Below are 19,882 nucleotides of genomic sequence, written 5' to 3' on the forward strand. Positions count from 1 at the left end.
GGGCGTAATCCTCTTGCGGACGAATAGTAGGGCTTGGTCAGGCAGTGCTATCTGATTGTTGCCGTAACATCTCGATGATGCCGGAGAAATCCCTGTCGGCGTTCCCAAGCGCGTTGAACAATGCGTAGAGTTCGGCGGCCTTGGCGCCAAGCGGCGTTGTCGCGCCCGCAGATTGCGCTGCCTCCTGCGAAAGCTTTAGATCCTTCAGCATCAGCGCACCGGCAAAGCCCGGCTTGTAGCCGTTGTTGGCAGGCGATGTCGGGACCGGGCCAGGGACCGGGCAATAGGTGGACAGCGACCAGCATTGGCCCGAAGATACCGAGGCGACATCGAACAGCGCCTGATGCGAAAGGCCGAGCTTTTCGCCAAGCACGAAGGCCTCGCCGACGGCGATCATGCTGATGCCGAGGATCATGTTGTTGCAGATCTTCGCCGCCTGCCCGGCCGCCGAGCCACCGCAGTGGATGATCTTTTTGCCCATCGCTTCGAAGATCGGCTGAGACTTTGCGAAAACATCCTGTTCGCCGCCGATCATAAAGGTCAGCGTCCCGGCGAAAGCGCCACCGGTTCCGCCGGATACCGGTGCATCGAGCGATGGGCAGCCCTTGCCGGCCGCCAGTTCATGCGCTTGGCGGGCGCTGTCGATGTCGATGGTCGAGCAATCGATCAGCAGCGTGCCGGATGGCATCGTCGCTACCAGTTCCTGCCAGACGGACAAGACATGCTTGCCGGCGGGAAGCATGGTGATGACTGTGTCGGCGCCAGCGACCGCTTCGGCAAGCGAAGTGCAGGCGGTGACGCCTTTCCCTTGCGCTTCGTCCAGCAATGGCTGCGAAAGGTCGAATCCCCTCACCGTATGGCCTGCCTTGACCAGATTGGCAGCCATCGGGCCGCCCATGTGACCGAGACCGATGAAACTGATCGTCATGTCGGTGATCCTTCCTTGATCTTCGCCGCAAAGAGCGGGTGGGCGGATGGCTGGAAATAGGCATCGATATCGGCTGCGGTAACATCGGCAAGCCGCGCTGGCCGCCATTGCGGATTGCGGTCCTTGTCGATCACGGCAGCCCGCACACCCTCGTAGAAATCATGACTGCGCAAGACTGCAGCAGTGGCTGAGAATTCCCGTTCGAGGCACTCTTCCAACGTCTCGGTTTTGCGGCCAAACCGCAGCAAACGCAGCGTGACGGTGAGGCTGAGCGGCGATTTGGTAGACAGAATGGCGAGAAGCTTTTTGGCGAAAGGACTGTCATCTGCACGCAGGGCTGCGAAAATCTCTTCGATGGTGTCAAAGGCGAAGAGGCGATCGATGATCCGCTGGTGCGGTTCCAGAACGCCGGCCGGCGGCACGTCTGAAAAGCCTGCGATCGTGGTTGAAATTTGCTCACTTGAGCTGTCCGCGGGCAGCGATGCCAGTGCCGCGATCAATGCGTCGAGCCTTTCGGATCTGACGAAAACATCCGCAAGACCGACGAGGATGGCGTCGGCAGCACCCAGCGGTTCGCCTGTCAGGCCGACATAGGTGCCGAGTTCGCTGGCTTGGCGTGTCAAAAACCACGATGCGCCGACATCCGGAAAAAAGCCGATGCCGGTTTCGGGCATGGCGAAACGGGTGCGTTCGGTGACGATCCGGTGGCTGCCATAGACCGAGATGCCGACGCCGCCGCCCATGACGATGCCGTCCATGATGACGATATAGGGTTTCGGGTAGGGACCGATCCGGGCGTTGAGTGTGTACTCCTCGCGCCAGAACGTCGTTGGTGCGTCCGATCCGGCTTTCCCGCCATCATAAATGGCGCGGATATCGCCACCGGCGCAGAGGCCGCGCTCCCCCTCGCCCGTGACAAGTACGGCGGCGATGAACGGATCACGTTCGAAATTGTCGAGCGCCGCTTCGATGTCGCACACCATCTGCAGCGTCAGACTGTTGAGCGCCTTCGGCCGGTTGAGCCGGATGCGGCCGAGTGCGCCCTGGCGCTCGACCAGCGTTTCGGCGTCTGCCGCGCGGGTTTCAGATGTGGAGGGCATGGCCAAGCGCTTTCAAGGCGGCTTCCTGGAAGCCTTCGCTGCGGGTTGGATGGGCGTGGATCGTCGCCGCAATGTCTTCCAGACGAGCACCCATTTCAATCGCCAGCGCGAAAGCGCTCGACAGTTCAGAAACGCCAGAACCGACGGCCTGGATACCGAGAACGAGGTTGCTGTCCGCACGTGCCACGATGCGCACGAAGCCTTCTTCCGAAAGCATGGTCATGGCACGGCCATTGGCATTGAACGGGAATTGCCCCACGCGAACCTCGTAGCGCTGCGCCCGCGCCTCATCCGGCGACAGGCCGGCGGTGACGATCTCCGGGTCGGTGAAGCAGACGGCCGGAATGCAGCGCTTGTCCCATGTGCGCTTCTTCCCGGCAACGATTTCGGCGACCATCTCGCCGTGCGCCATGGCGCGGTGGGCCAGCATCGGTTCGCCGGTGATATCGCCGATGGCATGGACACCGCGCATCGATGTGCGGCAGCGGTCGTCGATGCGCAGGAATTTGCCAGTGCGGTCGAGGTCGAGTTCGTCCAGCCCCCAGCCTTCCGTGCGCGGCTTGCGGCCGACGGTCACGAGGATCTTTTCGGCGGCAAGCTGTTCTTCCGCGCCTTCGGCGGTTTCGATCAGCAGCGCGTTGCCCGAAAGGCCCTTGGCCTTGGCGCCGGTCAAAACACGAATGCCGAGATCGGCAAGGCGCTTGGCCACCGGCTTGACCAGTTCGGCATCATATTGCGGCAGGATCTGCGATGTCGCTTCGACCACGGTGACCTTGGACCCTAACTTGGCAAAGGCGGTGCCCAGCTCAAGGCCGATATAGCCGCCGCCGACTACCACCAGCTTTTGCGGCACGGTTTTCAGGGACAGGGCTTCGGTCGACGAGATCACCGGTCCGCCGAAGGGCAGGAACGGCAGTTCCACCGGTTCCGAACCAGTGGCAATAACAATCGTTTCGGCGCGGATGACCTGCACCCCCGTTTCCGTCTCGACCTCGACGGTCTTGCCGTCCCGGAATTTTGCCCGGCCATGGACGATCTTGACCCGGGCCTTGCGCAGCAATGCCAGCACGCCGCTGTTCAGACGGCTGACGATGCCGTCTTTCCAGGAGATGGTTTTGGCAAGGTCGAGCTTTGGTGCCTCGAGGGAGATGCCAAGCGGGCTTTTGGTGCCCGCAAAATGGCTGACCTTCTCGAACTCTTCTGCGGCATGGATCAGCGCTTTGGAGGGAATGCAGCCGATATTGAGGCAGGTGCCGCCGGCCTTGACCGCTTCAACGATGACAGTGTCAACGCCGAGCTGCCCGGCCCGGATGGCGCAGATATAGCCGCCTGGACCAGCGCCGATGACGAGAAGTTTGCAGACGATCTCTTTCATGGGCTCAGCTTTCAATGAAAATCAGCGCGGGGGTTTCGAGCAGGGCCTTGATCCGCTGGACGAAGGTCGCGGCATCCCATCCGTCCACCACCCGGTGATCGAAGCTGGATGACAGGTTCATCATCTTGCGCGGGATGAACTGACTGCCGTCCCAGACCGGCCGGGTCATGATCTTGTTGACGCCGACGATCGCCACTTCCGGATGGTTGATGATCGGCGTCGTGACGATACCGCCCATCGCGCCAAGCGAGGTGATGGTGATGGTCGAGCCGGACAGTTCTTCACGCAGCGCCGAGCCCGTGCGGGCGGCTTCCGCCAGCCGGACGACTTCGGCTGCACAATCCCAGATGCCGCGCGCTTCCGTATGGCGAACGACAGGCACGGTCAGGCCCGCCGGCGTCTGGGTGGCGATGCCGATATGCACGGCTGCGTGACGGCTGATGATGCCTGCGTCATCGTCGAAGGTGGCGTTGACGACGGGCTGTTCGTCGATGGTTTTCACCATCGCCCGCATCAGGAACGGCAGGATCGTCAGCTTCGTCTGGTCCGGCTTGCGCGTCGCATTCATCGTCGCGCGCAAGTCCTCCAGATCGGTGACGTCGATTTCCTCGACATAGGTGATGTGGGGAATGCGCGAGGTTGCCAGCACCATCTTCTCGGCGATGCGGCGGCGCAGGCCGGTGACCTTGATTTCTTCGACGGCGGTTTTCTTGGCAAGGCCGGTCGGCGCCGGTTGCGGCTGCGCCCCACGGGCAAGGAACTGGTCGAGGTCGTCATGGGTGATGCGCCCCGCCGGGCCGGTGCCTGTTACTTGCCGCAAGTCGATGCCACCGTCTTGCGCCCGAAGACGGACGGCAGGCGAAGCAAGCGGCTTGTCCCCAGGTGTTTCAGATAGGGCACGCCTTCCCTTCTCCCCCGCGGGGAGAAGGTGGCCCGCAGGGCCGGATGAGGGGGACGGCTGAACAGGTGGGGGCGGAGAATCTCCTTCATCCGCCCTTCCGGCACCTTCTCCCCGCTGGGGAGAGGAGGAAGTGGCCGTCACGGTTTCCGCCATCGGAACCGCCTCTGCCTCACCGCCCTCGCCTGCGACCTGAATGCGCACCAGCGGCGCCTTGACGGCGACGGTGTCGCCGATCTCGGCGCCGAGCCAGAGAACGGTGCCTGTGACCGGCGACGGGATTTCGACCGTCGCCTTGTCGGTCATAACGGCGGCAAGCACCATGTCTTCGCGGATGGGATCGCCGACCTTGCAATGCCATTCAACGAGCTCGGCTTCCGCCACGCCTTCGCCGACATCCGGCATCTTGATGATGAATTCACCCATGCTCACGCCTCCATCACTTCGGCAAGCGCCCGGCCAACGCGGCCGGGGCCGGGGAAATAATCCCATTCCTGCGCATGCGGGTAAGGTGTGTCCCAACCGGTGACGCGCACAATTGGGGTTTCCAGATGATAGAAGCAATGTTCCTGCACCAGTGCCGCAAGCTCGGCGCCGTAGCCCGATGTCAGGGTCGCTTCGTGGACGACGACGCAGCGGCCGGTCTTGGTGACCGATTGCACGATCGTATCGAGATCGAGCGGCAACAGGCTGCGCAGGTCGATCACTTCGGCATCGATGCCCATTTCCTCGGCGGCCGCCAGCGCCACATGCACCATGGTGCCATAGGCGATCACGGTGACCGCAGCACCTTGCCGGCGGATTTCAGCCTTGCCGATCGGGATGCTGTAATGGCCTTCCGGCACTTCGCCCAGCTCATGCTTGGACCATGGCGTCACCGGCCTGTCGTGATGGCCGTCGAAGGGGCCGTTGTAGAGGCGCTTCGGCTCAAGAAACATCACCGGATCGGGGTCTTCGATAGAGGCGATCAGCAGACCCTTGGCATCATAGGGATTAGAGGGCACGACGACTTTCAGGCCGCAGACATGGGTAAACAGCGCCTCCGGGCTCTGGCTGTGCGTCTGGCCGCCAAAGATGCCACCGCCGGTCGGCATGCGCAGCACGATTGGGCAGGTGAAATCGCCGTTTGAACGGTAGCGGATGCGGGCGGCTTCCTGGGTGATCTGGTCGTAGGCCGGGTACATATAATCGGCGAACTGGATTTCGACGCAGGGTTTCAGGCCATAGGCGGCCATGCCGATCGCCGTGCCGACGATACCGCTTTCGCTGATCGGCGCGTCGAAACAGCGGGTCTTGCCGTATTTTGCCTGAAGGCCCTGGGTGCAGCGGAAGACGCCGCCGAAATAGCCGACGTCTTCACCGAACACCACCACATCATCATCGCGCTCCATCGAGACGTCCATGGCGCTGCGCACGGCCTCGATCATCGTCATTCTGGCCATGTCAGTATCCTGCCTTCTGCCGCTGGCGGCGAATATGGGGCGGCATCTCGGCATAGACGCCTTCGAAAATATCGCGCACCGAGGGTTTTCCGCCGGCATGCAGGGTGCCGTGGGTCTCGGCGTGCTTCTGCGCCTGGATCACCTCGTCAAGAATTTCCGCCTCCGCCTGCACATGCCGCTCCTCGGACCAGACGCCGCGGACAATCAGGTGCTTCTTCAAGCGCAAGACGGGGTCGCCGAGTGGCCAGGCTTCGGACTCGGTCTTCGGGCGGTAAGCGCTCGGGTCGTCGGAGGAGGAATGCCCCCCGACCCGGTAGGTCACATATTCGATCAGGGTAGGCCCGAGATTGCGCCGGGCGCGCTCGGTCGCCCAGAGGGAAACGGCATAGACCGCGAGATAGTCGTTGCCATCGACCCGCAAAGCGGGGATGCCGAAGCCGAGGCCGCGCGCGGCAAACGTGCCGGAGCCACCGCGGGCAATGCCCTGGAAGGTCGAGATCGCCCACTGGTTATTGACGATGTTGAGGATGACCGGCGCCTTGTAGGTCGAGGCGAAGACAAGTGCCGAATGGAAATCGGATTCCGCCGTCGAGCCATCGCCGATCCAGGCGGCGGCGATCTTGGTGTCGTTCTTGATGGCGGATGCCATGGCCCAGCCGACGGCCTGGACATATTGGGTGGCGAGGTTGCCGGAAATGGTGAAGAAACCATGCTCCTTGGAGGAATACATGATCGGCAACTGGCGACCGCGCAGCGGGTCTTTTTCGTTGGAGAAGATCTGGTTCATCATCTCGACCATCGGATAATCGTCGGCAATGAGCAGGCCTGCCTGGCGATAGGTCGGGAAGTTCATATCGCCCTTTTTCAGCGCCTTTCGGAAGGCGCAGCTGACGGCTTCTTCGCCCAGATGCTGCATGTAGAAGGACGTCTTGCCCTGCCGCTGCGCCATCAGCATGCGGGCGTCGAACGCCCGCAGCTTCATCATGTGCTTGAGGCCGGTCAGCAGTTCCTCATCCGACAAAAGCCCGGCCCACGGACCTACCGCTTCACCATCCCGGTTCAGCACGCGGATGATCGAATAGGCGAGATCGCGGATGTCTTCCGACGCCGCATCGACCTCGGGACGCGGCACGGAGCCGGCCTTGGCGATGTTGACATTGGAAAAGTCCGGCATGCCACCGGGCCGGACGGCCGGTTCCGGAACATGCAGGCTCAATTGCGGGAACTCGGTCATGCCGTGCTCTTCCTCCCATTTTTGCCTTTGCCTTCCAGTCTCCTCCCGGAAGTAGGGCTTATTTTCTTATAGACTACGTGCAATGACGATGCGTTGCACGTCGCTTGTACCTTCATAGATCTGGCAAATGCGGACGTCGCGGTAGATGCGCTCGACCGGATAATCCGACATGTAACCGTAGCCGCCATGGATCTGGATTGCGTCCGAGCAGACCTTTTCGGCCATTTCCGAGGCAAACAATTTGGCCATCGACGCCTCCGTCAGGCAGGGCTCCCCGGCCTCTTTCAGCTCGGCCGCATGTAGCACCATCTGCCGCGCCACTGCTATCTGCGTCGCCATGTCAGCAAGGCGGAAGGCAACAGCTTGATGCTCGATGATCGGCTTGCCGAAGGCGATGCGTTCGCGGGCATAATCGCGGGCTGCTTCGAAGGCCGCACGCGCCATGCCGACCGATTGCGAGGCGATGCCGATGCGGCCGCCTTCGAGATTGGCGAGCGCGATCCTGTAGCCCTCGCCCTCGGCGCCCAGTCGCAGGTCGGCCGGGATGCGCATATCGGTAAAGGCAATCTGGCAGGTGTCGGAGGAATGCAGGCCAAGCTTGTGTTCGACGCGCACAACCTCATAGCCCGGCGTGTCCGTCGGCACGATGAAGGCGGTGATGCCTTTCTTGCCGGCATCCGGATCGGTGACCGCAAAGACGATGATGACATTGCCGTTCTTGCCGGATGTGATGAACTGCTTGGCACCATCAAGTACGTAGTCGTCGCCATCGCGGCGGGCGCGGGTGCGGAGATTGGATGCGTCGGAGCCTGCCTGCGGTTCGGTCAGCGCAAAGCCGCCGATCCATTCGCCGGAGGCGAGCTTCGGCAGAAAACGCTGCTTCTGCTCTTCCGTGCCGAATTTCAGGATCGGCACGCAGCCGACCGAACTGTGCACGCTCATGATCGTCGAGCATGGGCCATCGCCGGCGGCAATCTCCTCAAGTGCGACCGCATAGGCGACGGTACCGGTTTCCGAGCCGCCATAGGCTTCCGGCACCAGCATGCCGAGGAAGCCGAGTTCGCCCATCTCTTTCAGCTCGTCCTTCGGAAACGCATGCGACACATCGCGTTCGGCAGCGCCCGGCGCCAGCCGTTCGCGGGCGAAATCGCGGGCCATGTCGCGAATCTGGATCTGTTGTTCAGACAGGATCATGTGTGGGTCTCCCCCCCCTGCCCGCTCAATGCCGCTCGACGGCGATGGCCGTTGCCTCGCCGCCGCCGATGCAGAGCGCGGCCATGCCGCGCTTCAGATCGTAACGCTCAAGGGCTGCCAGCAATGTGACGATGACGCGGGCGCCGGATGCGCCGATGGGATGGCCGAGCGCGCAGGCACCGCCGTGAACGTTGACCTTGTCATGCGGCAGGTCGAGGTCGCGCATCGCCGCCATGGCAACGACTGCGAAGGCCTCGTTGATCTCGAACAGATCGACATCCTTCAAGGCCCATCCGGTGCGTTCACTGAGTTTTTTGAGCGCGCCGATCGGTGCGGTGGCAAACAGATTGGGTGCCTGCGCATGGGTGGAATGGCCGGTGATGGTCGCAAGCGGCGTCAAACCCCTGCGTTCCGCCTCGGAGCGGCGCATCAACACCAGTGCGGCGGCGCCGTCGGAAATCGAACTGGCATTGGCGGCCGTCACTGTGCCGTTTTCACGGAAGGCAGGCTTCAGCGTCGGAATCTTTTCGAGCCTTGCCTTGCCCGGCTGTTCGTCGCGGCTGACGACCTGTTCGGTCTTTCCGGCCTTCACGGTCACTGGCGTGATTTCACCGTCGAACGCTCCGTCCTCGATGGCCTTCTTGGCACGGGTAAGCGAGGTCACGGCAAAATCGTCCTGGGCGGGCCGCGTGAACTGGTAGGCCTCGGCGCAGTCTTCGGCAAACGTGCCCATCAGCCGTCCCTTGTCATAGGCATCCTCCAGCCCGTCGAGGAACATATGGTCGATGACGCGGCCATGGCCGAGCCGGTAGCCACCGCGGGCACGATCCAGCAGATAGGGCGCATTGCTCATGCTTTCCATGCCGCCGGCAACGGCAATGTTGGCGCTGCCTGCCAGGATCAGGTCATGCGCCAGCATCGCCGCTTTCATACCCGAGCCACACATCTTGTTGACGGTGCTGGCGCCGGTTGCAAACGGAAGGCCTGCACCGATGGCCGCCTGACGCGCGGGTGCCTGCCCCTGCCCGGCGGGCAGCACGCAGCCGAACACGACTTCATCCACCAGCTCCGGCGCCAAGCCGCTTCGCTCTAATGCGGCGCGGATGGCTGCAGCCCCGAGTTCCGGCGCGGTGGCGCCCTGCAGGTCACCCTGGAATGCACCCATGGCGGTGCGGGCGGAACCGACGATGACGATGGGATCATGTGATGTCATTTGAAACCTCCCGAACTGCTCTCAGCGCGGCCCCATGCGCAGGGCGCCATCCAGACGGATGACCTCGCCGTTCAGCATGATGTTCTCACAGATATGGCGCACCAAAGCGGCAAATTCATCGGGCCGGCCAAGACGTGGCGGAAACGGCACGCTCTTGCCAAGCGCTTCCTGCGTTTCGGGCGGCATGCCGGCCATCATCGGCGTTTCGAAGATGCCGGGCGCGATGGTGACGACGCGGATACCGTAGCGGGCAAGCTCGCGAGCAATCGGCAGGGTCATGGCGACGACGCCGCCCTTGGAGGCCGAATAGGCGGCCTGGCCGATCTGTCCGTCGAAGGCAGCAACAGAGGCTGTGTTGACGATAACGCCGCGTTCGCCTTCGCCGTCCGGTTCCTGTGTCTGGATGGCGGCAGCGGCGAGACGGATCATGTTGAACGTGCCGACCAGATTGATGCCGATCGCCTGCGCAAAACTCTCAAGACGATGCGGGCCATCGCGGCCGAGAACCTTTTCGCCCGGCGCGACGCCTGCACAATTGACCAGGCCGTGCAGGTGGCCAAAGCTCTCAATTGCTGCCGCAATTGCGGCCTGTCCGTCGGCGTCGCTGGTGACATCGGTGCGGATGAACCGGACGCTCGACCCCAGATCGGTGGCAATTTTCGTGCCAGCACCCTGGTTGATATCGGCGATAACAATGCGAGCGCCAGCCTCAGCCAGCATGCGCGTGACAGCCGCGCCAAGGCCGGAACCGCCGCCGGTCACCACAAACACTTTACCGGAAATCTTCATAGCGCTGCCCTTCCTGTGCGAAGGTGCGCGGCGGTCGGTCCTTGATCCGTCATGCAGCCTCCCCGCCGCGTTCCGTCCATCATGCCTGATTTCGATCATAGCATCTTGCAGGACTCTATCCTTGCGCGATATTGCAAGCGATGACAGAACTGTCCTTCATTTTTCGGCCAGTTTTGCCATATGAGAGGAAAATCGATGGTGGATGCTGACCGGCGGATGATCTCGCCTTCGTTTGTCGAGGAGGCGCTCGATTGCCTGCGCCGGGCGGGCAAGCCGACAGCGCCGCTTTTGGCTTCGCTGGGTTTGCCGCCCATCGTCGAAAAACCGATTTCCGCCGAAAGCTACGGTGCTCTCTGGCTGGCGGTCGCGGCAGAAGTGGACGACGAGTTCTTCGGCATGGGCGAGCGGCCGATGCGGCGCGGCAGTTTTACCCTGCTCTGTCATTGCGTGCTGCATGCGAAGACGCTGGATCAGGCGCTTCGCCGGGCACTGCGTTTTCTCGGCGTGGTGCTGGAGGACCCGACCGGCGAACTGGTGATCGGCGACGGGCTCGCTGAAATCGTGCTGGCGGACAAGGGAAACGCCCGGTCGGCCTTTGCCTATCGCACCTACTGGATCCTGCTGCACGGCATCACCTGCTGGCTGGTCGGCCGCCGCATCCCGATCCGCCGGGTCGATTTCCGTTGTTCCGAACCGCTCGAGGGCGCCGACTACCGCCTGTTCTTCGGAGCGCCGGTGCAGTTTTCACAACCCGTCAGCCGCCTTGTGTTCGATCGTGCAGTGCTGAAACTGCCCATCGCTCGCACCGAACAGGCCTTGAAGCAGTTTCTCCGTGGAGCGCCTGCCAACATTCTCGTGCGCTACCGGTACGATGCCGGACTTGCGGCGGCCGTGCGCAAGCGGCTCCGGCAACAGGCACCGGCGGCGTGGTCCGGGTTTGACGATTTGGCCGTGCAGATGCACATGTCGCCCTCGACGCTGCGTCATCGGCTGCAGGCGGAAGGCCACAGCTATGCCGGGATCAAGGACGAAATCCGTCGCGACCGCGCCATCGAAATGCTGCTGAGCAGTGCAACAAGCGTCGGCGAGATAGCCGCGCAGCTCGGCTATTCCGAACCAAGCGCCTTCCACCGCGCGTTCCGGAAATGGACCACGAAGAGCCCGGCGGCTTTTCGGCGGCAGACGGCCGTGTCCGGCAGCGAATAGGATCGCAAGTCTGTTCAAGGCTAGTGCGACAATGGTCGGCTTAAATCAGAGCGAATCGCGCACCCGGTCCCAAGCGTTGAACAGGTGCCGGCCGAGAACTTCGGAGAGCCCTGCCTTGTCGCGGGCTTCGAGCGCTTTGATCATCTCCTCGTGCTCGCTGACAGCGGCGGCCCATTTTTCCGGGCCTTCATGACCGATGAAGCGGATGCGCTTCAGTCGCGTTTGCAGCATGGCATGAATGTCGATCAACGAGCTGTTCTGCGCAAGCCGAACGATCGCAGTGTGAATGTCCTGGTTGAGCTTGTAATATTGCAGGCGGTCGGCAGCCTTGTAACGGTCTATCATCGCGTCATGCAGGGTCCGCACATGCGCGATCTCGGCGTCGGTTGCTGTTTCGCAGGCGAGACGGCCGGCAAGTTCTTCCAAAGTGCGCAGCACCGTCAGCATGTCATGGACATCCTTTTGGCTGAAGCGCTTCACCACGGCACCCCGGCTCGGCACCAGTTCCACCAGACCTTCGCTGGCCAGATACTTGATCGCCTCTCGCAGCGGCGTGCGTGAAACACCGAGCTGTTCGCCAAGCTGGCCTTCATGCAGACGTGTGCCGGGCTCCAGGTCGCCCTCGATGATCATGTCGCGCAGGTGATTGACCAGTGTGTCATGCAGCGCGGTGCGCCGGATTGGTCCAGCGCTGCCATCGGCGCGGCGTTGCAGTGAGGATGTCTCGTCCATGTCTTGATGCCTGTTCCGCTCGGGCGCTTGCGTTCTGAATCGTTTTTTAGCGCATTGCGAACATGAAGACTGCCTGATCAGACGTCAACAAAAAATGCTGCATACAGAATACAAAAGACTTGATGCTGAATTATGAATGCCGTATGACGATTTCAACAGCATGAAGCGGAGGATCTTCACTATGACCCTGAGCACCAACGACGCGCGTCCTGTCATTGCGCTGGCCATGGGCGATCCGGCAGGCATCAGCCCGGAACTGACCGCCAAGCTCCTTTCGATGGATGATATTCGCGATGCAGCCCATCTGATTGTCATCGGCGATCGCCGCATCCTCGACGAAGGCGCGCAATGTGCCGGGTTGACGCTCGATCTCGCTTCCGCATCGCTGGAAAATTTCGAAAGTGCCGGCACTGACCGGCATGTTTTCATCGATCTCGCCCATCTCGATCCGGCCGATGTCGATCGCGGCGAGGCAACACTTGCTGGTGGCACCTTCGCTACCGCCAATTTCCGCACGGCACTGGAACTGGCCGACAACGGCCGGGCGCAGGCCGTCTGCTTCACGCCTTTCAACAAGAAGGCGATGCGCTTCGCCTATCCGGGCTATGACGACGAGATCCGTTTCGTTGCCGATGTCATCGGTTTTGCCGGCAAGGTGCGTGAGTTCAATGTTCTGGAGAAGGTCTGGAATGCGCGCGTCACCTCGCATATTCCGCTGTCTGCCGTCGCGGCCAACCTGTCCGTCGATGGCATTCTCGCCGAAATCGAACTGACGCGGCAGTGCCTGAAGGCGGCCGGCTATGAAAACCCGCGCATCGCGGTCGCGGGCCTCAATCCGCATGCCGGCGACGGCGGCAGCTTCGGCATGGAAGAAATCGACATCATCGAGCCGGCCGTGCAGTTTGCCCGCCAGCGCGGATGGGATGTCGAAGGCCCCTTCCCGGCCGACACCGTATTCCTGCGGGCCCTGAAGGAAGGGTTCCAGGCGGTTTTGACCATGTATCACGATCAGGGTCAGATCGCGATGAAGATGATGGGTTTTGACAAGGGCGTGACGATGATGGGCGGACTGCCATTCGCTCTATGCACACCCGCTCACGGCACCGCATACGACATTGCCGGCAAGGGTATCGCCGACGTTGGCGCGAGCCGTGAGGCCATTCTTCTGGCGGCACGCATGGCGATAAGAACTGCGGCACAGGCCGCTGCGGCCTGAATTCGACCTGTTTTGGTTTCTACCGGCGTGGAGGAGGTCCACGCCGTTCATTCAACGGAGGAGTTTTTTATGAAAACATCAGTCTCAATCGCGTGCATCATGGTTGCCGCATTCGGCGTTGCAGCCCCGGCAATGGCTTTCGAGCCGAACCGTCCGGTCGAGTTCGTCGTCACGGCTGGTCCCGGCGGCGGCACGGACATCTTCGCGCGCACCATCCAGTCGATCATTGCCAAGTATGAGCTGATGAAGGCGCCTGTCGTCGTCACCAACAAGGGCAGCGCCGGCGGTGCGGAAGGCTTCGTCTATGCGGCTGGTTACAAGGGTGATGCCTACAAGCTCGCCTTCGGCACCAACAATGCCTATCTGCTGCCGGTCCGCGCCAAGGTTCCCTACAAGTCGGAAGACCTGACGCCGGTCGCAGCGCTTGCAGCCGACGAGTTCGTGCTCTGGGTCAACGGCAAGGCAGACATCAAGACGGCCGCCGATTTCGTCGCCAAGGCAAAGGAATCCGGCAATTACAAGGTTGGCGGCAGCCAGTCCAAGGATGTCGATCAGATCCTGACCTCGATGATCAACGATGCGGCGGGTACCAAGCTTGGCTACATTCCGTTCAAGAGCGGTGGCGAAGCAGCCGTTCAGCTGGCCGGTGAGCACATTGCCGCCAACGTCAACAACCCGAGCGAAAACCTCGGCCAGTGGCAGGCAGGCATGGTCAAGCCGGTCTGCGTCTTCAAGTCGGAAAAACTGAAGAGCGAAGGCAAGGTTGCCGGTGAACAGGGCTGGGGCGATATCCCGACCTGCAAGGATAGCGGCATCGCGATCGACAACTATTCCATGCCGCGCACCGTCTGGCTGCCGGCTGGCGTCGAACAGGACGTTGTTGATTTCTACGCCAGCGTGCTGAAGAAGGTGTCGGAGACGCCGGAATGGGCCAAGTATCTCGCTGATACCTCGCAGTCGGCCGATTACATGAGCGGCACGCAGCTTGCCGATTTCATCAAGACCAACGAGGCTTCGGTGACGCAAGTGCTGAAGCGCGAAGGCTGGCTGGCCAACTGAACCCATTAAGGTTCCCTGCGGACGCTTCGACAGCGTCCGCACCCACCGGAAAGGTTTGAACGATGAGCGAGAACAGCGCCAAGGGATTGTCCCGTTTCGCGATGGAAACCGGCGTCGCCCTGTTGACCGGTGCCTTCGGGGCTGCCGTCTGCTACGGATCGGTCGAGGCGGGAACGGGCTGGACCGACATGGGTCCGGATGCAGGCTACTTCCCCTTCTATATCGGTCTTCTGATCATGCTGGGCAGCGCCGCCAATCTTGTAGGCGCCCTGATCAAGCATCGCGGTAGCGGTGAAATCTTCTTCGAGGCTTCGCGCTTCAAGGTCGTTTTGTCGTTCCTGCTGCCGCTTGTGGCCTTTGCCACAGTCTCCACCTTTCTCGGTCTCTATGTCGGAACGGCGCTCTATATCGCCGGTGCCATGACATTCCAGGGCCGCTACAAATGGTGGATCGGTCTGCCTTCGGGCATCGCGGTCTCGGTTCTCTTCTTCGTCATCTTCGAAATCGGCTTCAAGGTTCCGCTCCTGAAAGGTCCGGTCGAGGCGTGGCTCGGGATCTATTGATCCCGCCGCCTTGTTGTCTTTAGGAGGAAAGACATGGAAAATATCGGTCTGCTGATCGACGGCTTCGGCCATATCCTGAGCTTCAACCATATCCTGCTGATGATGCTCGGCGTGACACTCGGCATCCTGGTCGGCGTGCTTCCCGGGTTGGGGGCTCCCAACGGCGTGTCGCTGCTTTTGCCGCTGACATTCTCGATGGATCCGATTTCGGCGATCATCCTGTTGTCCTGCATGTACTGGGGTGCGCTGTTCGGCGGATCGACGACATCCATCCTGTTCAATATCCCGGGAGAGCCTTCGTCTGTCGCCACGACATTCGATGGCTACCCGATGGCGAAATCCGGCCAGGCGAGCCGGGCGCTGACGCTTGCTTTCGTGTCCGCCGGTATCGGCGCGCTCGCCGGCGTCGTGATGATCACGCTGCTTTCCGGCTGGGTTGCCAATTTCGCGCTGCGCTTCTCGTCGCCGGAATATTTCGCGGTCTATTTCCTCGCCTTTGCCAGCTTCATCTCGATGGGTGCACAATCGCCGTTCAAAACGCTGGTCTCGATGATGCTTGGCTTCGCGCTGGCATCGGTCGGCATGGACACGATCTCCGGCAACCTCCGCCTCACCTTCGATATTCCAGAACTGATCAAGGGCGTTTCCTTCCTGATCGCCGTCATGGGTCTGTTCGGGATAGGCGAGCTGCTGTTGACCACCGAAGAAGGCCTGCGGTTCGAAGGTATCAAGGCCCGCGTCAAGCTCTCCGAAATCGGCGGTACGCTGAGGGAAATGCCGCGCTATTGGTTCACCATTCTGCGCTCGACTATCATCGGTATCTGGATGGGCATCACGCCCGCTGGCCCGACGGCTGCGTCCTTCATGAGCTACGGCGTTGCCCGCCGCTCGGCCCGGGACAAGTCGATGTTCGGCAAGGGTGACCCGCGCGGTATCGTAGCACCTGAAACGGCCGACCATTCGGCTGGTACCTCGGCGCTGCTGCCGATGCTGGCGCTCGGCGTGCCCGGCTCGGCAACCGCCGCCGTCATGATGGGCGGACTGATGATCTGGGGCCTGACGCCCGGTCCGACACTGTTCACCGACCGGCCGGATTTCGTCTGGGGCCTGATCGCCTCGATGTATCTCGGCAATATCGTCGCCGTCATACTGGTGCTTGCCACCGTGCCGCTCTACGCGTCGATCCTGCGCGTGCCGTTCGCCATCATCGGCCCGATCATCGTCGCCGTCATCTTCTCCGGCGCCTATCAGGTGGCGAATTCGGTGATGGATATCTGGCTGGTCATCGCCTTCGGCCTGCTTGGCTACATCTTCAAGAAGCTCGACTATCCGCTGGCACCGCTTGTTCTGGCCATGGTGCTCGGCGACAAGGCGGAGGATGCCTTCCGCCAATCGATGCTGATGTCCAATGGTGAGTTCTCGATCTTCTGGTCGAACAGCCTTGTTTCCGGCCTGATGGCATTGGGCCTGGCACTGCTTCTCTCGCCGCTGGTGTTCTGGCTGATTGGTCTTGTCCGTGGTGCCAAGACGGAAACGCCGGCATCGGCCAATGATGGAAAACCGGCGGACTGACCGGCCCGCGCATGTCCCGGAAATTTCAAGGATGGAACCATGACCGCTGAACCGCGCCGATGGAATAGAGATACCTGGCCGATCGCAGCCGCGATGATCCAGTATCCGAACACCCTGCCCGACGGACGCTCCGTTCAGGATCAGTCCGTCGAGGAATGGGCCGAGACGCTCGCAGATGTCGTGGATGCCGGGTTCACCGACCTCGACCCGACCGACAGCTGGATACGGCTTGCCGACCTGTCGCCCGCACGGCTCAATGCCTTCGTGGCGTTGACGCAATCGCTGGGCCTGACGATGCCGGCGATCTCGACGGCGCGCCGCAGCGTCATTGACCCGGAGTTTGGCGACGACTATCTCGCCTACGGTCACCGGGTCATCGATACCGCCAAGGCGATCGGCGCCGGTTCGGTATCCTTCGGCCTGTTCGAGGCACTGACCGATGCGCAGAAGAATGCGCTGTGGTTCTGGACCGTCGATGGCGCGAAGAACCCGGACGATGCAGCGACCTGGAATAAGGCTGTGACGCGCATCCGCGAACTGGGCCGCCATGCCGAAGAGCTTGGTATCGAGTTGGCGCTGGAAATGTACGAGGACACCTATCTCGGCACGGCGGAAAGCTCGGTCCGCCTCGTCGAGGATATCGGCCTTGCCAATGTCGGCATCAATGCCGATCTCGGCAATCTCATCCGCCTGCACCGGCCGGTCGAGCACTGGCAGGAGATGATGGCCAAGGTCGCTCCCCATGCGAAATACTGGCATGTGAAAAACTACACCCGCACTGAGGATCCGGCGTCCGGCGTCACCGTCACCCACCCGGCGCCACTGGAGTCCGGTATCATCAATTATCGCGCCGCCCTTCGCATGGCGTTGGCACATGGCTTTTCGAGCCCCTTCCTTTGTGAACATTATGGCGGCGACGGGCTTTCCGTCAGCGCAGCGAATCGCGATTACCTGAGGCGCATCCTGCCTCGCGACCAAGGACAGACGTCATGACCACCATTTTCGATGAGCCAGAGGATTTCGCAACGACCGCTCTTGCAGGCTTCGCCGCGATCTACAGCCGCTATGTCCGGCACGTGAAGGGCGGCGTTGTGCGCGCGACCAAAGTGCCGAATGGTAAGGTATCGGTGGTGATCGGTGGTGGCTCCGGCCACTATCCGGCGTTTGCCGGTTACGTCGGCCCGGGCCTTGCCGATGCGGCGGTTGCGGGCGACGTGTTCGCCTCCCCTTCGACTGCTGCCGTGGCACGCGTTTGCCGCCATGCCGATCAGGGCGGCGGCATCCTGCTTGGTTTCGGCAATTATGCCGGTGACGTGCTGAATTTCGGCGTTGCGGCAGAGCGCCTGCGGGCCGAAGGTATCGATGTCCGCATCGTGCCAGTGACCGACGATGTGGCGAGTGCGCCAGCCGATGCGGCCGAAAAGCGCCGTGGTATCGCTGGCGATCTCGTCGTCTTCAAAATTGCCGGCGCTGCAGCCGAAGCCGGAATGAACCTCGATGACGTCGAGCGTGTGACGCGCCATGCCAATGATCGTACTGTGTCCTTTGGCGTCGCCTTCAAGGGCTGCACGCTGCCGGGTGCCAACGGCCCGTTGTTCACGGTTCCGCATGGCCAGATGGCACTGGGTCTCGGTATCCACGGTGAGCCGGGCATCAAGGAAGAGGCGATCGTTCCCGCCAGTGACCTTGCCAGACTGCTGACGGAAAAGTTGCTGGCCGAGCGTCCGGCCGGGACGACGAGGGTCGGTGCTGTCCTCAACGGTCTGGGCGCGACGAAATATGAAGAGCTGTTCGTGCTCTGGACGACGGTCTCGACGCTGCTGAAGGATGCCGGGCTGGACGTCGTCGCACCGGAAGCCGGCGAATTCGTCACCAGCCTCGATATGCAGGGATGCTCGCTGACGCTTCTCTGGCTCGACGAAGAACTGGAACCGCTGTGGTCGGCAGCCTGCGATACGCCGGTCCTGCGCCGTGGCGCGACGTTTTCGACGGAACCGGCAACCGATGCGCTGGAAGACCTCGAAGGAAAGATGGTGTTTGCCCCCGCCTCCGAAGCATCGCAGGAAGCCGGTAAATGCGTGGCTGGCCTGCTCTCGGGCATCGCTGCGGCATTGAAGGATGCGGAAGAGGAACTTGGACGGATCGATGCCCATGCGGGCGATGGCGATCATGGCCAGGGCATGCGCCGCGGCTCGGCTGCGGCACTCGCCGCCGCCAATGCTGCCGTCGCTGCGGGGGCGGGCGCCGCAAGTGTTCTGGCCGTTGCCGGTGATGCCTGGGCTGACCGCGCTGGCGGAACATCGGGAGCAATCTGGGGCCTGCTGCTGCGTTCATGGAGCAACGCATTGAGCGATAGTGATGCGATCGAGAAAGATGCTGCCGTCACAGGCGCCCGGCTTGCACTCGATGGTGTCACCCGGCTTGGCCGCGCGCGGCTTGGCGACAAGACGCTGGTCGATGCGCTGATCCCATTTGTCGAGGCGCTGGAGCGAGAAGCTGCTTCAGGCAAATCGCTGCCGGAGGCCTGGTCACTTGCGGCAGTCGCTGCAAAATCCGCAGCCGATGCAACCTCGGCTCTGACCCCGAAACTTGGCCGCGCCCGGCCGCTGGCTGAAAAAAGCATCGGCCATCCCGATGCCGGAGCCGTATCCCTGGCGCTCGTCGCGCGGGTTGCGGCGGACTACATTTTCAAGTCTGCTGCGAAGTAAACCGCACCATAGCGAGTTCGACCGGCCATGATTGAACGCATGGCCGGTCGTTGCCGTTCAAAGCCCTTCTGTTTCAGTTTCGCTGTGCCAGTTCTTTGTCGATAGCGGAAACAAGGCGTCCGTCCTCAGCCGTGACATCCGGTGAAAAGCGGGCAGCGACCTTGCCGTCACGGCCGATCAGGAATTTTTCGAAATTCCACAATATATCGGCTTTATTTTCCGGCTCAACGCCGTAGCCCTTCAGCCGGTCGCGCATGGGGCCTTCGCCGATCGAGTCGGGTGCAGTCGCCGTCAGGCTGCGATAGAGCGGGTGAGCGGCCGCCCCCTTGACCGAGATTTTCGAAAAGATGGGAAACTGCACATCATAGGTGCTGGTGCAGAATTCGACGATCTCGGCTTCGGTCCCGGGTTCCTGCCCCATGAAATCATTGGCCGGAAAGGCAAGCACGACAAGGCCTGCATCACGCTTGGCTTTATAGAGCTTTTCGAGGCCTTCATACTGTACAGTCAAGCCGCATTTCGACGCCACATTGACGACCAGCATCACGCGTCCGCGAAACTCGGCAAGCGTCGTCTGACGCCCGTCCGCAGACTTGACAGGAATATCCAAAGGGGAAGATGTCACGTTGCCACTCCGCTCCCTGATGGCGATA

Annotated in this window: 17 protein-coding genes and 2 pseudogenes; 7 read left to right on the plus strand and 12 right to left on the minus strand. The window is 61.9% G+C overall.

Annotated features, from left to right (window positions below; translation table 11 throughout):
• Window positions 1–37: 37 nt before the first annotated feature.
• The 10 genes and pseudogenes from mmsB to ACP7BS_RS17690 form a co-directional block, all read right to left on the minus strand.
• Window positions 38–928 (minus strand): 3-hydroxyisobutyrate dehydrogenase, encoded by an 891-nt coding sequence (mmsB, locus tag ACP7BS_RS17645; RefSeq protein ID WP_426239144.1) that lies wholly within the window; start codon window positions 926–928, stop codon window positions 38–40.
• A complete protein-coding gene (locus ACP7BS_RS17650; protein ID WP_426239145.1) occupies window positions 925–2,028 on the minus strand; it encodes an enoyl-CoA hydratase/isomerase family protein in 1,104 nt (367 codons plus the stop codon). Before ACP7BS_RS17650 ends, mmsB begins: the two co-directional genes overlap by 4 nt.
• Window positions 2,012–3,403, minus strand: a complete 1,392-nt coding sequence (gene lpdA, locus ACP7BS_RS17655; RefSeq protein WP_426239146.1) for a dihydrolipoyl dehydrogenase — start codon at window positions 3,401–3,403, stop codon at window positions 2,012–2,014. The genes ACP7BS_RS17650 and lpdA overlap by 17 nt, the downstream gene beginning before the upstream one ends.
• Window positions 3,404–3,407: 4 nt before the next feature.
• Window positions 3,408–4,280, minus strand: a pseudogene (locus tag ACP7BS_RS17660) (dihydrolipoamide acetyltransferase family protein); the annotation flags it as partial.
• 189 nt (window positions 4,281–4,469) lie between these two features.
• Window positions 4,470–4,727, minus strand: a pseudogene (locus tag ACP7BS_RS17665) (biotin/lipoyl-containing protein); the annotation flags it as partial.
• A gap of 2 nt (window positions 4,728–4,729) precedes the next feature.
• Entirely contained in the window at window positions 4,730–5,743 is a 1,014-nt protein-coding gene (locus tag ACP7BS_RS17670; RefSeq protein ID WP_426239147.1) for an alpha-ketoacid dehydrogenase subunit beta, read from the minus strand.
• A gap of 1 nt (window position 5,744) precedes the next feature.
• Entirely contained in the window at window positions 5,745–6,977 is a 1,233-nt protein-coding gene (locus ACP7BS_RS17675) for a thiamine pyrophosphate-dependent enzyme (protein WP_426239148.1), read from the minus strand.
• Window positions 6,978–7,043: 66 nt separating this feature from the next.
• Window positions 7,044–8,171 carry an acyl-CoA dehydrogenase family protein gene (locus tag ACP7BS_RS17680; RefSeq protein WP_426239149.1) on the minus strand — a complete coding sequence of 376 codons (1,128 nt, stop codon included), beginning with the start codon at window positions 8,169–8,171 and terminating at the stop codon, window positions 7,044–7,046.
• A 25-nt stretch (window positions 8,172–8,196) separates the two neighbouring features.
• Window positions 8,197–9,384: an acetyl-CoA C-acyltransferase gene (locus ACP7BS_RS17685; RefSeq protein WP_426239150.1), complete on the minus strand. Its 1,188-nt coding sequence runs from the start codon at window positions 9,382–9,384 to the stop codon at window positions 8,197–8,199.
• A 21-nt stretch (window positions 9,385–9,405) separates the two neighbouring features.
• A complete protein-coding gene (locus ACP7BS_RS17690; protein ID WP_426239151.1) occupies window positions 9,406–10,173 on the minus strand; it encodes a 3-hydroxyacyl-CoA dehydrogenase in 768 nt (255 codons plus the stop codon).
• Window positions 10,174–10,368: 195 nt separating this feature from the next.
• On the opposite strand from ACP7BS_RS17690, the gene ACP7BS_RS17695 reads away from it, so the two are divergent.
• A complete protein-coding gene (locus tag ACP7BS_RS17695; protein WP_426239152.1) occupies window positions 10,369–11,379 on the plus strand; it encodes an AraC family transcriptional regulator in 1,011 nt (336 codons plus the stop codon).
• Between the two features lie 45 nt (window positions 11,380–11,424).
• Here ACP7BS_RS17695 and ACP7BS_RS17700 read toward each other — a convergent pair whose 3' ends face one another.
• On the minus strand, window positions 11,425–12,111 hold the full coding sequence (locus ACP7BS_RS17700) for a GntR family transcriptional regulator (protein ID WP_426239153.1): 687 nt from the start codon (window positions 12,109–12,111) through the stop codon (window positions 11,425–11,427).
• Window positions 12,112–12,292: 181 nt separating this feature from the next.
• On the opposite strand from ACP7BS_RS17700, the gene ACP7BS_RS17705 reads away from it, so the two are divergent.
• The 6 genes from ACP7BS_RS17705 to ACP7BS_RS17730 all read left to right on the plus strand — a co-directional run bounded on the left by ACP7BS_RS17705 (window position 12,293) and on the right by ACP7BS_RS17730 (window position 19,229).
• Window positions 12,293–13,327, plus strand: coding sequence for a 4-hydroxythreonine-4-phosphate dehydrogenase PdxA (locus tag ACP7BS_RS17705; protein WP_426239154.1), 1,035 nt, complete (start codon window positions 12,293–12,295; stop codon window positions 13,325–13,327).
• Window positions 13,328–13,396: 69 nt separating this feature from the next.
• Window positions 13,397–14,386 carry a Bug family tripartite tricarboxylate transporter substrate binding protein gene (locus tag ACP7BS_RS17710; RefSeq protein WP_426239155.1) on the plus strand — a complete coding sequence of 330 codons (990 nt, stop codon included), beginning with the start codon at window positions 13,397–13,399 and terminating at the stop codon, window positions 14,384–14,386.
• 62 nt (window positions 14,387–14,448) lie between these two features.
• Window positions 14,449–14,949 carry a tripartite tricarboxylate transporter TctB family protein gene (locus tag ACP7BS_RS17715; protein WP_426239156.1) on the plus strand — a complete coding sequence of 167 codons (501 nt, stop codon included), beginning with the start codon at window positions 14,449–14,451 and terminating at the stop codon, window positions 14,947–14,949.
• A gap of 33 nt (window positions 14,950–14,982) precedes the next feature.
• A complete protein-coding gene (locus tag ACP7BS_RS17720) occupies window positions 14,983–16,521 on the plus strand; it encodes a tripartite tricarboxylate transporter permease (RefSeq protein WP_426239157.1) in 1,539 nt (512 codons plus the stop codon).
• Between the two features lie 39 nt (window positions 16,522–16,560).
• A complete protein-coding gene (locus ACP7BS_RS17725; protein ID WP_426239158.1) occupies window positions 16,561–17,514 on the plus strand; it encodes a sugar phosphate isomerase/epimerase family protein in 954 nt (317 codons plus the stop codon).
• Window positions 17,511–19,229, plus strand: coding sequence for a dihydroxyacetone kinase family protein (locus ACP7BS_RS17730; protein WP_426239159.1), 1,719 nt, complete (start codon window positions 17,511–17,513; stop codon window positions 19,227–19,229). The genes ACP7BS_RS17725 and ACP7BS_RS17730 overlap by 4 nt, the downstream gene beginning before the upstream one ends.
• 73 nt (window positions 19,230–19,302) lie before the next feature.
• On the opposite strand, the gene ACP7BS_RS17735 is transcribed toward ACP7BS_RS17730, so the two are convergent.
• Window positions 19,303–19,854 (minus strand): glutathione peroxidase, encoded by a 552-nt coding sequence (locus ACP7BS_RS17735; RefSeq protein ID WP_426239160.1) that lies wholly within the window; start codon window positions 19,852–19,854, stop codon window positions 19,303–19,305.
• Window positions 19,855–19,882 lie beyond the last annotated feature (28 nt).

The organism is Pararhizobium sp. DWP1-1-3, assembly GCF_049896125.1.
GTDB lineage: Bacteria > Pseudomonadota > Alphaproteobacteria > Rhizobiales > Rhizobiaceae > Pararhizobium.